At 58.7% G+C, this 12,922-nt stretch carries 10 protein-coding genes and 1 tRNA gene; all 11 read left to right on the top strand.

Translation table 11 applies throughout. The annotated features are described in order from the left end of the window. Nucleotides 1-78: 78 nt before the first annotated feature. The 11 genes from uca to ACA052_RS06450 all read left to right on the top strand — a co-directional run bounded on the left by uca (nucleotide 79) and on the right by ACA052_RS06450 (nucleotide 12,889). Nucleotides 79-3,714, top strand: a complete 3,636-nt coding sequence (gene uca / locus ACA052_RS06500) for an urea carboxylase (RefSeq protein ID WP_497648908.1) — start codon at nucleotides 79-81, stop codon at nucleotides 3,712-3,714. A 24-nt stretch (nucleotides 3,715-3,738) separates the two neighbouring features. Then, nucleotides 3,739-5,517, top strand: coding sequence for an allophanate hydrolase (atzF, locus tag ACA052_RS06495; protein WP_497648907.1), 1,779 nt, complete (start codon nucleotides 3,739-3,741; stop codon nucleotides 5,515-5,517). Nucleotides 5,518-5,728: 211 nt separating this feature from the next. Beyond that, complete coding sequence (locus ACA052_RS06490) at nucleotides 5,729-7,231, top strand: sensor domain-containing diguanylate cyclase (protein ID WP_497648906.1); 1,503 nt, start codon at nucleotides 5,729-5,731, stop codon at nucleotides 7,229-7,231. Next, on the top strand, nucleotides 7,209-7,412 hold the full coding sequence (locus ACA052_RS06485; RefSeq protein ID WP_497648905.1) for a cysteine-rich CWC family protein: 204 nt from the start codon (nucleotides 7,209-7,211) through the stop codon (nucleotides 7,410-7,412). Before ACA052_RS06490 ends, ACA052_RS06485 begins: the two co-directional genes overlap by 23 nt. 57 nt (nucleotides 7,413-7,469) lie before the next feature. After that, a complete protein-coding gene (locus ACA052_RS06480) occupies nucleotides 7,470-8,162 on the top strand; it encodes a pseudouridine synthase (RefSeq protein WP_497648904.1) in 693 nt (230 codons plus the stop codon). Nucleotides 8,163-8,473: 311 nt separating this feature from the next. Continuing rightward, nucleotides 8,474-9,358: an alpha/beta fold hydrolase gene (locus ACA052_RS06475; RefSeq protein WP_497648903.1), complete on the top strand. Its 885-nt coding sequence runs from the start codon at nucleotides 8,474-8,476 to the stop codon at nucleotides 9,356-9,358. Between the two features lie 174 nt (nucleotides 9,359-9,532). Then, nucleotides 9,533-9,606, top strand: a tRNA-Gly gene (locus ACA052_RS06470). Between the two features lie 304 nt (nucleotides 9,607-9,910). Then, nucleotides 9,911-11,455: a Fic family protein gene (locus tag ACA052_RS06465; RefSeq protein WP_497648902.1), complete on the top strand. Its 1,545-nt coding sequence runs from the start codon at nucleotides 9,911-9,913 to the stop codon at nucleotides 11,453-11,455. Nucleotides 11,456-11,711: 256 nt separating this feature from the next. After that, nucleotides 11,712-12,023: a hypothetical protein gene (locus tag ACA052_RS06460; RefSeq protein ID WP_497648901.1), complete on the top strand. Its 312-nt coding sequence runs from the start codon at nucleotides 11,712-11,714 to the stop codon at nucleotides 12,021-12,023. A gap of 241 nt (nucleotides 12,024-12,264) precedes the next feature. Then, nucleotides 12,265-12,444, top strand: coding sequence for a type II toxin-antitoxin system HicA family toxin (locus ACA052_RS06455; protein WP_497648900.1), 180 nt, complete (start codon nucleotides 12,265-12,267; stop codon nucleotides 12,442-12,444). A gap of 37 nt (nucleotides 12,445-12,481) precedes the next feature. Continuing rightward, entirely contained in the window at nucleotides 12,482-12,889 is a 408-nt protein-coding gene (locus ACA052_RS06450) for a type II toxin-antitoxin system HicB family antitoxin (protein WP_497650277.1), read from the top strand. Nucleotides 12,890-12,922: the final 33 nt, after the last annotated feature.

Below are 12,922 nucleotides of genomic sequence, written 5' to 3'. Positions count from 1 at the left end.
GGGTGCATTTCGAAAAACTGCGGGACGGCCCGCATCCCAGGTCGAGGCTGATGCGCTATCGCCTCCGGGGGTTATGCCATGTTCGAAAAAATCCTGATTGCCAACCGTGGTGCCATTGCGTGCCGCATCCTGCGCACCCTGCGTGAACTGCACGTCAAAGGCGTTGCGGTGTATTCCGAAGCCGATGCCGCGAGCTTGCACATCCTCCAAGCCGACGAAGCCCTCAGCCTGGGTGAAGGCGCAGCCGCCGGCACTTATCTGGCGGTCGATAAAATCCTCGCCATCGCCAAAGCCACCGGCGCCACGGCGATCCATCCCGGCTACGGTTTCCTCTCGGAAAACGCCGCATTCGCCGAAGCTTGCGAAGCCGCCCACATCGCCTTCATCGGCCCGACGCCAGAGCAACTGCGGGTGTTCGGCCTGAAACACACCGCCCGCGCCCTGGCCAAACAGCACGGCGTGCCAATGCTCGAAGGCACCGAACTGCTCGACAGCCTCGACGCGGCATTGATCGCGGGCGAGCAGGTCGGCTACCCGGTGATGCTCAAAAGCACAGCCGGCGGTGGCGGCATCGGCATGCGCGTGTGCCGCAGTGCCGACGAGTTGAGCGAATCCTTTGAAGCGGTGAAACGCCTCGGCCAGAACAATTTCAGCGACGCTGGCGTGTTCATCGAGAAGTACATCCAGCGCGCCCGGCACCTGGAAGTGCAGGTGTTCGGCGACGGAAGCGGCGAGGTGATTGCCCTCGGCGTGCGCGATTGCTCGGTACAGCGTCGCAACCAGAAAGTCCTCGAAGAAACCCCGGCACCGAACCTGCCCGACGGCATGGCCGATGAGCTGTGCGCGGCGGCGATCAAACTGGCGAAAGCGGTGAACTACCGCAGCGCCGGCACCGTGGAATTCGTCTTCGACAGCGAAGACCAACGGTTCTATTTTCTGGAAGTGAACACCCGGCTGCAGGTGGAACACGGCGTCACCGAACAAGTGTGGGGCGTGGACCTGGTGCGCTGGATGGTGGAACTGGCGGCCGGTGATTTGCCGCCACTGAGTGAATTGAATCGAGGCTTGAAAGCTGAAGGCCATGCCATTCAGGCACGGCTGTATGCCGAAGATCCGGGCCGTGATTTTCAGCCGAGCCCGGGCTTGCTGACCGCCGTGAACTTCCCTGCCGCCGACGGCAAACAGCTGCGCATCGATACCTGGGTCGAGGCCGGCTGTGAGATTCCACCGTACTTCGATCCGATGATCGCCAAGGTCATCAGTTGGGCGTCGACCCGCGAAGAAGCACGCGCGGACCTGCATCAAGCGTTGGGCGACAGCCTGCTGTATGGCGTGGAAACCAACCGCGATTACCTGCGGCAGATTCTGCTGGATGCACCGTTCGCCAGCGCTCAGCCGTGGACCCGTTGCCTCGAAAGCCTGGTCTATCAGGCCAACACCTTTGAAGTGCTCAGCGCCGGCACCCAAACCAGCGTGCAGGATTTTCCTGGCCGCCTCGGTTATTGGGCTGTCGGCGTGCCGCCATCGGGGCCGATGGACAGTCGCGCATTGCGTCTGGGCAATCTGTTGCTCGGCAACAATGAGGGCGCCGCGGCACTGGAAATCACCATGAGCGGGCCGTTGCTGCGCTTCAACTGTGAGGTGGTGGTGGCCGTCACCGGGGCGGTGATTCCGCTGGCGTTGAACGGTGAAACGGTAGCAATGGACACCGCGCTGCTGATTCCGGCCGGTGCCACGCTAAGCCTCGGCACGATTGCCGGTGTCGGCGCTCGCAGCTACCTGTGCGTTCGCGGCGGCCTGCAAGTGCCGGATTACCTGGGCAGCAAAAGCACCTTCACCCTCGGCCAGTTTGGTGGTCATGGCGGCCGTGCGTTGCGGGCTGGCGATGTGTTGCATGTCCCGGCCTTGAGCGATCGCCGCGCGGGTCAACAACTGGAAGAAGAGCAGGTCACCGGGTTGCCTGCCGTGCGCCAGATCCGGGTGATCTACGGTCCGCATGGCGCGCCGGAATACTTCACCGAAAACTACATCGGCACCTTCTTCGACACTCAGTGGGAAGTGCATTTCAATTCCAGCCGCACCGGCGTGCGCCTGATCGGGCCGAAGCCGGAATGGGTGCGAGCCGATGGGGGTGAAGCGGGGCTGCATCCGTCGAACATTCATGACAATCCGTATGCCATTGGCGCGGTGGATTTCACCGGGGACATGCCGGTGATCCTCGGCCCGGATGGCCCGAGCCTGGGTGGGTTTGTGTGCCCGGTGACGGTGATCGAGGCGGATCTTTGGCAGCTGGGGCAGCTGAAGGCTGGCGACAAGATCCAGTTCCACCCGGTCGACCTCAAGACCGCCCGCAATCTCGCCCTGAAATGGAATACCCCCTGTGGGAGCGAGCCTGCTCGCGATGGGGCCAGATCAGACACCGCATTAACTTCATCGCGAGCAGGCTCGCTCCCACAGGGGGTTGTGACGCCTGTGGTGCTGGATTTGGGTCAGGGGGATACGCGGCTGGTTGCGAGGTTGTCCGGGGATACTCACCTTCTGCTGGAAATCGGCGCACCGGAACTGGACCTGGTCCTGCGCTTCCGCGCCCACGCCCTGATGCAAGCACTGGAAAGCAAACATCTGCACGGCGTGATCGACCTCACCCCAGGCATCCGCTCGCTGCAAGTGCATTACCAGCCGGAGCAACTGCCGCTGGCCGATCTGCTGGGTATCGTCGCCGGTGAATGGGACGCCGTGTGCGCCGCCAAGGACCTGCAAGTGCCGTCGCGCATCGTCCATCTACCGCTGTCCTGGGACGACCCGGCCTGTCAATTGGCGATCGAGAAATACATGACCACCGTGCGCAAGGACGCGCCGTGGTGCCCGAGCAACCTGGAGTTCATCCGCCGCATCAACGACCTGCCGAACCTCGACGAAGTGCAGCGTACGGTGTTCGACGCCAGTTATCTGGTGATGGGCCTCGGTGACGTTTACCTCGGCGCACCGGTCGCCACCCCGCTCGACCCGCGTCATCGCCTGGTGACCACCAAGTACAACCCGGCGCGCACCTGGACTGCCGAGAACTCGGTGGGCATCGGTGGCGCGTACATGTGCGTGTATGGCATGGAAGGCCCCGGCGGCTATCAGTTCGTCGGTCGCACGTTGCAGATGTGGAATCGCTACCGCGAAGTCGCCGCGTTCGATGGCAAACCGTGGCTGCTGCGCTTCTTCGATCAGATCCGTTTCTACCCGGTGAGCCCCGATGAGCTGCTGCGCATTCGTCGGGACTTCCCCCTCGGGCGTTTCGACCTGGACATCGAGCACAGCCAGTTGAACCTCGCGGATTACCAGGCGTTCCTGACAAAAGAAGCCGAGACCATCGCCGCGTTTCGCGATCAGCAACAAGGCGCGTTCAACGCCGAGCGCGAGCGCTGGATCGCCAGCGGCCAAGCGCATTTCGACAGTGAAGAACTGACCCCGCAAGTGACCGAGGACGCACCGCTCGCCAACGGTGAAATGAGCGTCGACAGCCACATCGCCGGCAACCTCTGGCAGGTTCAGGTGGAGACCGGCAGCCGGGTTCAGGCCGGTGATGTGCTGGTAATCCTGGAGTCGATGAAGATGGAAATTCCGCTGCTCGCACCGATCGCGGGCGTGGTGCGCGAGATTCGCGTGCAACCGGGTTCGGCGGTGCGCGCCGGACAGCGCGTCGTGGTGCTGGAACTCGACTGAACCCCATTTGAAAAGGATCAAGCCATGAACATCAATCTGCAACTCGACGCCCTGCGCAGCGCCTATCGCGACGGCAACACCACACCTCGAAAACTGCTGCCGGGCCTGCGTGACAAGGCCGCCTCACTGAACCCGGACTATCACCTGTTCATCCACTTACTGAGTGTCGAAGAACTGGAACCGTATCTGGCCGCACTCGACGGTCGAGATGTCGACAGCCTGCCGCTGTACGGCGTGCCGTTTGCGATCAAGGACAACATCGACCTGGCGGGTATTCCGACCACGGCGGCGTGTCCTGCATTTGCCTATATACCGGAGCAGTCGGCGACCATCGTCGAACAGTTGCTGGCACTGGGGGCGATCCCGCTGGGCAAGACCAATCTCGATCAGTTCGCCACGGGGCTCAACGGCAGTCGCTCGCCGTATGGCGCGTGCCCGAACAGCGTGTTGCCGGAGTATCCGTCCGGCGGTTCCAGTGCCGGGTCTTCGCTGGCGGTAGCGTTGGGTGTGGCGAGTTTCTCGTTGGGCACGGACACCGCGGGTTCCGGGCGTGTGCCGGCGGGTTTGAACAATCTGGTGGGGATGAAAGCCACCAAAGGGTTGATCTCCACGGCGGGTGTTGTGCCGGCCTGTCGCACACTCGATTGTGTGACAACGTTTACCGCGACGGCTCGGGAAGCCAGTCAGTTGCTGGCGCTCACAGCACACCTCGATCCACGTGACGCGTACAGCCGCAGCAATCCGCTGTGGAATGACGCCTCGGCGTTCGGTACGCCGCGCCCCTTCCGTTTCGGCGTACCGCGTGCGCAAGACCTGGAATTCTTCGGCTGTGTTGAAGGCCCGTTGTTATTCGGCGACGCCATCGACCAGCTCAAGGCTTTGGGTGGCACCGCTGTTGAACTGGACATGTCGCCGTTTCTCGAAGCGGCGCGTTTGCTCTATGAAGGCCCGTGGGTGGCCGAGCGCTACAGCGTCGCCGGTGAGTTGATGGAGCAGAATCCGCAAGCGGTACTGCCGGTGATTCGCGCCGTGCTGGCCAAGGCGCCAGCGGTGAGTGGCGTGCAAACGTTCCGCGCCCAGTATCGGCTGCAAGCCTTGAAAGCCCTGTGTGACCAGGCGCTGCAGGGGCTGGATTGCGTCGTGACGCCGACCATCGGCCGTCCCGTTACATTGGCGGAACTGGAAGCTGAGCCGGTGCTGCGCAATTCGGAATTGGGTTACTACACCAACTTCATGAACCTGCTGGATTATGCCGCCATCGCCGTGCCGAGCGGTTTCATGGGCAATGGTTTGCCCTGGGGCGTTACGTTGTTTGGCCGGGCGTTTACTGATCAGTATTTGCTCAGCGTGGCGGATGCTTTTCAACGTCAGCAAGGGTTGCCAACGTCAGCGCCATCGGCCGTCGCGCGCAATGATCGCGCACGGCTGGTGGTGTGTGGTGCGCATCTGGACGGGTTGGCGTTGAACTGGCAACTGAAACGTCGCGGCGCGACGTTGGTTGAAACGACGTTCAGCTCACCGGACTATCAACTGTACGCATTGGCCGGCGGCCCGCCGTTTCGTCCGGGGATGGTTCGGGTGAAGGATGGCGGCGTTGCAATTGCGGTGGAGGTCTGGGAATTGCCGAGCAGCGAGTTGGGCTCGTTCCTGACCGGGATTCCGGCGCCGCTGGGGTTGGGCAAGGTGCAATTGGCGGATGGACGTTGGGAGAGCGGGTTTATCTGTGAGACCTATGGCCTGGAAGGCGCAGTCAATATCAGCCCTCTAGGCGGCTGGCGAGCGTACCTGAAAACCCTCGCCTGACCGCACCCTCCTGTAGGAGCTGCCGCAGGCTGCGATCTTTTGATCTTGTTTTTCAAGATCAAGATCAAAAGATCGCAGCCTGCGGCAGCGCCTACAGGGAACCACAGACCTTCGTGATAGGGGAACGACCATTCGCGGCGCACATAGAGCAGTTATTTCCTTGCCATGCCCCTAGAATGCTTGCCATCGGATTACTGCCAACGGAACTGTCATGCCGCTTCGCTCGCCACTGTATTCCCAACGTTCGCTAGTCCTCACGCTGATCGCGCTGCTGGCCGCAGGCTTTCTCGCCACCTCGTTCCTCAGTTACTACGCCTCGCGAGCGTCGATCCGCGACAGCATCGTCAACACTGAATTGCCGCTGACGTCGGATACGGTCTACTCGGAAATCCAGAAAGACCTGGTCAGGCCGATCCTGCTTTCTTCGATGATGTCCCGCGACACCTTCATGCGCGACTGGGTGGTGAATGGCGAGAACGACCCGGAAAAAATGACCCGCTACCTCAATGAGGTCATGACGCACTACGGCGCCTACACCGCGTTTTTCGTCTCCAACACCAGCCTCACCTACTACCACGCCAAGGGCGTGCTCAAGCAGGTCAAGGCCACTGAACCCCGCGATACGTGGTATTTCCGCGTACGCGACATGGCCGATCCGTACGAGATCAATGTCGACCCGGACCTTGCGAACAAGGACAACCTGACCTTCTTCATCAACTACAAAGTCTACGACTACAACAACCGTTTCATCGGCGCGGCGGGCGTGGGCCTGACGGTCGATGCGGTGATCAAGCTGATCGACAAATACCAGCAGCGCTACCAGCGCAGCGTGTATTTCGTCGATAACTTCGGGCGCCTGGTACTCACCGGTGGCGAAGGCGGCCCGCAAGGTGCGCATATCGGCCAGAAGCTCAGCGAACTGGACGGCATGAAGGGCCTGGTCAGCCAATTGCCCAAACCCTACAACGGCAGCTACGAATACTCCGTCCAGGGCCAGGGACATTTCCTCAACGTGCGGTTCATTCCGGAGTTGAACTGGTACTTGTTCGTCGACAAACGTGAAGACGGCGCCCTCAGTGAAATCCGTCAGTCGTTGTACCTGAACCTGCTGATTTGCCTGGTCGTAACGCTGATCGTGCTGGCCCTGCTCAACCGGGTGATCAAGCGCTATCAAAGCAAGATCCAGGCGCAGGCAACCCTCGACAGCTTGACCGAGTTGCCCAACCGACGTGGCTTCGACCTGTTGGCGGCGCAAGCCATGCACGAAGCTGCGCGGGAACCAAAGCCGCTGACCGCGTTGCTGCTGGACCTGGACCACTTCAAGGCCTTGAACGACACCTACGGTCACCTCGCGGGCGATCAGGTGCTGATCGGCTTCGCACGGGATCTGGAGAGCTGCCTGCGGCACTCCGACATCGTCTGCCGCTGGGGCGGCGAAGAGTTCATCGTGCTGCTCAAGGACACGGACGGTGAGACCGGTCTGATGATCGCCGAGAAAATTCGCCAGCATGTGGAACAACAGCGTTATGCCTACAACGGTAAAACACTACAGCTGACCGTCAGCATCGGCTTGACCACGCTGCAGCCAGATGAAACCTTACACACCTTGCTGTCCCGGGCCGATCATGCGATGTATCGGGCCAAGCAATCCGGCCGTAACCGCACTTGCGTGGAAATGTCTCACTCCAGTTATGACTATCAAGAACCTGCCTGAACAATGCCCGGCTTGCGGGGCTTCCAACGACTGCACCCTGGCCGATCCCCGTACCGCCGATCGCGCCTGCTGGTGCTATGGCGTCAGCATCGACCCGGCAGTACTCGCCGCACTGCCGGTCGAGTTGCGCGACAAATCCTGCCTGTGCCCACGCTGCGCGCAGATCGAGGCGCAGTTGTAAGCAGCCTCCCGGCCGATCAAGTAAGCTACGCGGCCCTTTTCCTGCTGATCCCCCGTCATGCGTATTGACCGTTTCCTCAGCAACCTGCCGCGCTTCAACCGTAAGCAGGTTCGCCTGTTGCTGGTGGAAAAACGCATCCGGATCGACGCACATATCGTCAGCGATCCGCACGCCGAGGTACGGGAATTCAACCGGGTTGAAGTCGACGACGAAGTGATACAAGTCGGCAAACCGTTGCGCCACTTCATGCTGCACAAGCCAGCCGGTTGCGTCAGCGCCACCCGTGATCCGGAACACCCGACGGTGCTCGACCTGATCCATGAGCCGGACAAGGAGGACCTGCACATCGCCGGTCGCCTGGATTTCAACACCACCGGCCTGCTGCTGATCACCAACGACGGCAGCTGGTCGCGACGCCTGACCCAACCGCAGACCAAACTGCCCAAGGTCTACTACGTCGAGACCGAGCAAGAGATCGGCCCTGAATACGCATTGAAATTCAGCGAAGGGCTGTACTTCGCGTTCGAAGACCTCATCACACTGCCGGCTGGGTTGGAGCTGCTCGGGCCGAAGGCTGCGCGCCTGAGCATTGTCGAGGGTCGTTATCACCAGGTGAAGCGGATGTTCGGCTACTTCGACAACAAGGTGATGCGCTTGCACCGCGAGCGCATGGGCCCGCTGGTCCTCGACAGCTCGCTGAAACCGGGCGAATACCGACCTTTAAGCGTTGATGAGATCAGAATGATCTAAGCAGCCTACCGCTGAGCAGAAGTTGTCGAACAATTTACCAAAGGCACTTGCGCGATCCGTCTGCCCCTGCTTGAATCAGGTCGTCAGCCGAAATGTGACTGACGAGTCACAACATACTTCTAAGAAACTTTTTGTCGGTTAGAGAACCCTCAGGGTTCCGCCTCAGACCGGCAGACTGCCCGCCAATAATAATACCCGTCGACCGCTGTACGGATCGACATGGGCCTCCAAATTCCAGGCATATGCCTACCTGTCACAAAGCTCGTGCAATCTTATTTGCGCGCATACCCGCTTGCCAGGAGTCTTATGACATGAGGCCAGAAATCGCTGTGCTGGATATACAAGGTCAGTATCGGGTTTACACGGAGTTCTATCGCGCAGACGCCGCAGAGAAGACCATTATTTTGGTCAACGGCTCGATGGCCACGACTGCGTCGTTTGCACAAACCGTGAAAAACCTCCACCCGCAGTTCAATGTGGTCTGCTACGACCAGCCCTACGCGGGCAAGTCAAAAGCCCACAACCAGCATGAGAAATCGCTGACCAAGGAAATCGAAGGGCAGATCCTCCTGGAGCTGATCGACCACTTCGCCGCCGAACACGTGATGTCGTTTTCCTGGGGTGGCGCCGCGACCCTGGTCGCCCTCGCCCACCAACCACGGCGCATCGAAAAAGCCGTGATCAGCTCGTTCTCCCCGGAGATCAACGCGCACATGCTCGATTACCTCGAGCGCGGTGTCGATTACCTCGGCAGCCGGGATGGCGACCGGGTCGGCAACCTGGTGAACAGCACCATCGGCAAACACTTGCCGACCCTGTTCAAGCGCTTCAACTATCGGCACGTCAGCAGCCTGGCCGATCATGAATATGGGCAGATGCACTTCCACATCAGCGACCTGCTGCACAGCGATCCCCAGTGCTTTCTACAAGCCTCGGAGAAAATCAACGTACCGGTGCTGTTCATGAACGGCGAATGGGACGAATACACCGCCGCCGATGGCGCGCGATTGTTCGCCAACCACGTGCAACACAGCACCTTCACTACCATTGAGGCAACCGGCCATTTTCTCGACATGGAACACAAAGCCGCCTGCCGAGACAGCCGCAATGCGCTGCTGGGTTTTCTGAACCCTTCGCCACAGGCAAGCCGACCGCGTTACCACTATGTTCAGGACCACCATGCATTGGCCATTTGAAACAGCGTCATCGCGAGCAAGCTTCGCCCCCTAACGCCGTACTGTAGGAGCGAGGCTTGCCCGCGAACGACCGCGACGCGGTCTGTCGGCTTGCTACATCTGCGCTAAAGCCATCTCGCGCAAAGAAAAACTTCATTTCCACGCGCACATCTGGTACAAAGTCAGCCGCTCTGAGCGGGTGTCGTATAATGGCATTACTCCAGCTTCCCAAGCTGATAACGAGGGTTCGATTCCCTTCACCCGCTCCAATAGAATTTTGGTCTCACGTCGTTTTTTGACGGGGGATGCAGTAAAGAAAAAACCGGCCTCAATGGCCGGTTTTTTTGTGTGCAGGGTTTGGTGAAATTCGGTTCGTAGTTTCCACTGATCGATGAGCAGGCACTTCCGTCGGTATGAGACTATTCTGCGCCCGTTAACGTTTTACTTTAAAAAAACGGGTTCAGTATTAAATTTCTTAAAACATTAGCATTTTGACACCTGCACAAATTATCGTTTTCGCCTAGGATCAACCTTCTGTTAGCGTTTTTCTTGCCTCAGTAAAGGATTTCGTCAATGCAAGTCGGTTTCAAGACCCTCGCGAATCGCTATGACGTCGCATTGGCGCAGCCTCTTCGGGTCGAGTCGATAATTGGCACTTCACGGGTTAGCCGCGAAAGTAACGGGCAAGTGGAGAATCGATATCCGCCGAAATACCGGCCCGCAGACGACTTTGCAGGGCATTTCGAATTCGGCCTCAAGTACGAAGATATTCATCTCGAGTTTTTTGCCCGCCTGTTTGCGGCCATAGGTCCCCAGCCTGTCGAAGACTGGTGCCGACGGGCACCTTTTGGCCAGTACGCCCGTCGCACAGGATTCCTCTACGAATGGCTGACAGGTGAACGTCTGGATGTGCCTGACGTGACCAATGGCGCTTATGTTGATGCACTTTCGCCACAAGACTACCTGACACGTTGCGAACCATTGCGAACACGGCGTTGGCGAATCAATAACAACCTGCCGGGGACGGCTGAATTCTGCCCCATGGTTCGTCGTAACGCGCCGGTGCAGCAAGCTCTGCAATTCAATTTGCGCGAAGCTTTGGATGAGTTGGATCAGGCCTTTGGCCCCGACATCCTGATGCGTACGGCCAGTTGGCTGACGTTCAAGGAATCGCGCGCGAGCTTTCTCATCGAAAAAGAAGCCGATCAAGCCGATCGAATCCAGCGGTTTGCCCATGTCATTGCCCAGTACTGCGGCCATATTAAAGACCCCTTGAGCAACGACAGCCTGCAGACCTTGCAAGCCGGCATCCTGGGGCGTGATGCCATCGGACTGGGCTTGCGGCGCTCGCCTGTGTTTGTGGGGCAGGCCACGATGCGCGAGGACATCGTGCATTACATTGCCCCCCATTCCGCGGATCTTGCGCAGCTATTGGCAGGACTCAACGAATTCGAGTTCGCAACGCGTGGTGCGGAGTCACTGGCACGTGCCGCGGTGTTGGCATTTGGCTTCGTCTATATCCATCCCATGCGGGATGGCAATGGCCGGATCCATCGCTTCCTGATCAACGACACCCTGATTCGGGATAAGGCAGTGCCCGATGGCGTGATACTGCCGGTGTCAGCCACCATCACCAGTTCGATCGATTTCCGGGCGGGCTACGATCGTACGCTCGAAGTCTTCTCGCGACCGTTCATGCGACGTTACGCGACGGCCTATCGGTTCGGCGAACTCGTGACCTACGAGGACGGCACTCCCAGCAACTTCATCTTCGATGAATACGAGGACGCTCGCTTTGCCTGGCGGTATCCCGATTTGACCGAACACGTCCTCTACACCGCACGCGTCGTCGAGCACACGATTCGAAAGGAAATGGCGAATGAAGCCAGAGTACTGGTGATCTTTCAGCGAGCGCAGGAGCAGTTGAAAGAGGTACTTGAGATGCCGGACCAGGATGCGATTCGCATCATTCGCTCCATTAAAGAGAACGGATGGACGTTGTCCGGCAAACTGAAGAAAGGGTACCCGCAATTTGAAGACGAGCGTCTGGCAGAACGCGTCGTCGAGGCCGTGCGTTCTGCGTTTGAAGATCGAGAGATGGGAACCGGCGAAGAATGATTATCGGCGAGCCCCTGATAAGGCGCTGGGGTGGATTGGAAAACAGCCTTGATTGTCGTCTTTGATGGTATGAGTTTGGTCGCGTCATAATCGACCGAGCGATAACGCGAAGAACGTGAAATGGACATTAAAAGAGAACGTCCTTTCGTAATTCCCGATCCCTGCACGTTTTTATTCCTGCCGCTCGTCAGCCGTCCAGCACGCTCCCACTGCCCTGCTATCCAATGATTACATTCCTCGTTCGGAAGGCTTAAGCATGAACACCAAAATCGCTGCTCTGACGCTTGCCGGTCTATTGTCTTCATGCTCGCTCTACACGCTTGCAGCCGAGAAGACGACGACAGGAACAGCCGTTCCACCTGCCGCGCTTCCCGGTCTTAACCAGGGGCAGGGAACTAAATCAAACGACGACAAGGCCAGCAAAAAGGGCGAGGAGTCTTCAGGTGCAAATTCCGGAGCCGATTCGAAAACGCTGGAGAAAGATTCAGGTTCTTCGCACAAGTCGGAGGCCTACCAGAACAAGCAACGTGAAAGCCACCCTGGAGGCCTGAAAAAACCGGCCTCGTGAGCATCCTTAAGCGAGGCCATTCGCCCAATGCCGCCTTCCGGCCCTATGTCGTGAGCGGCAAAACCCTGCAATACAGAAAACGCCTCATTTAAGGCTGCCTCCGAACCCTATCCTCACGCCCTCCTAGACTCGTTTCTTTACCACCTATCCATCGGAGTCCATGAAGGCTCGGTGGTTATAGTGTTGATCATATAAATCCAGTAGGTATAGTAACCACCTAAGCACACCACAGGGAGGTGAGGTGAATAGCCGATTTTTGATAGGCCAAATCGTAGCGGATGGCTGGTATCTAGTTCGAATCAGGGGCAGTCATCATCACTTTAAGCACCCGACCAAACCGGGGCTGGTGACGGTTCCTCATCCGAAAAAGCATCTGCTCAAAAAAACGGCCCTGAGTATTTTGCAACAGGCGCTGCTCTGAAGATCTCGATGCGCAACGTCACAGGAGAACAATGAACATGCTTTACCCAATAGCGATTTCAATGGGCGATAACGAACATGCTTGGGGCGTGGAGGTACCGGATATTCCAGGATGCTTCTCTGCAGGTGAAGATCTGGATGATGCGATGGCGATGGCTCGCGAAGCGATTGAGGGTCATTTCGAAATTCTGGCTGAGGATGGTTCGCCGATTCCGCCAGCCAACAAAGTCACCTTGCATGCTGCCAATCCGCAATATGCTGGCTGCACCTGGGCACTGGTGGATATTGATGTCACCAAGTATCTAGGCAAAGCCCAGAAGCTGAACATCACGCTACCGGGCTACCTGCTCACGCGCATCGATGAGTATGTGCTGCATCATCCAGAGGAGAAAAGCCGTTCGGGTTTTCTGGCTTCGGCGGCACTTAAAGTGCTGCAGCAGAGCTGATGACTTTATTTCGCAGACGTATCAACCGGCCCA

This window comes from Pseudomonas sp. LBUM1644 (assembly GCF_059716195.1).
The sequence above is the reverse complement of the archived record's forward strand: the minus strand, read 5'-3'. Positions and strand labels throughout refer to the sequence as shown.

Excerpts from the sequence above, each read along its gene's own strand:
- uca (WP_497648908.1), top strand. The coding sequence starts at position 79 with ATGTTCGAAAAAATCCTGATTGCCAACCGTGGTGCCATTGCGTGCCGC.
- atzF (WP_497648907.1), top strand. The coding sequence starts at position 3,739 with ATGAACATCAATCTGCAACTCGACGCCCTGCGCAGCGCCTATCGCGAC.
- ACA052_RS06490 (WP_497648906.1), top strand. The coding sequence starts at position 5,729 with ATGCCGCTTCGCTCGCCACTGTATTCCCAACGTTCGCTAGTCCTCACG.
- ACA052_RS06485 (WP_497648905.1), top strand. The coding sequence starts at position 7,209 with ATGACTATCAAGAACCTGCCTGAACAATGCCCGGCTTGCGGGGCTTCC.
- ACA052_RS06480 (WP_497648904.1), top strand. The coding sequence starts at position 7,470 with ATGCGTATTGACCGTTTCCTCAGCAACCTGCCGCGCTTCAACCGTAAG.
- ACA052_RS06475 (WP_497648903.1), top strand. The coding sequence starts at position 8,474 with ATGAGGCCAGAAATCGCTGTGCTGGATATACAAGGTCAGTATCGGGTT.
- ACA052_RS06465 (WP_497648902.1), top strand. The coding sequence starts at position 9,911 with ATGCAAGTCGGTTTCAAGACCCTCGCGAATCGCTATGACGTCGCATTG.
- ACA052_RS06460 (WP_497648901.1), top strand. The coding sequence starts at position 11,712 with ATGAACACCAAAATCGCTGCTCTGACGCTTGCCGGTCTATTGTCTTCA.
- ACA052_RS06450 (WP_497650277.1), top strand. The coding sequence starts at position 12,482 with ATGCTTTACCCAATAGCGATTTCAATGGGCGATAACGAACATGCTTGG.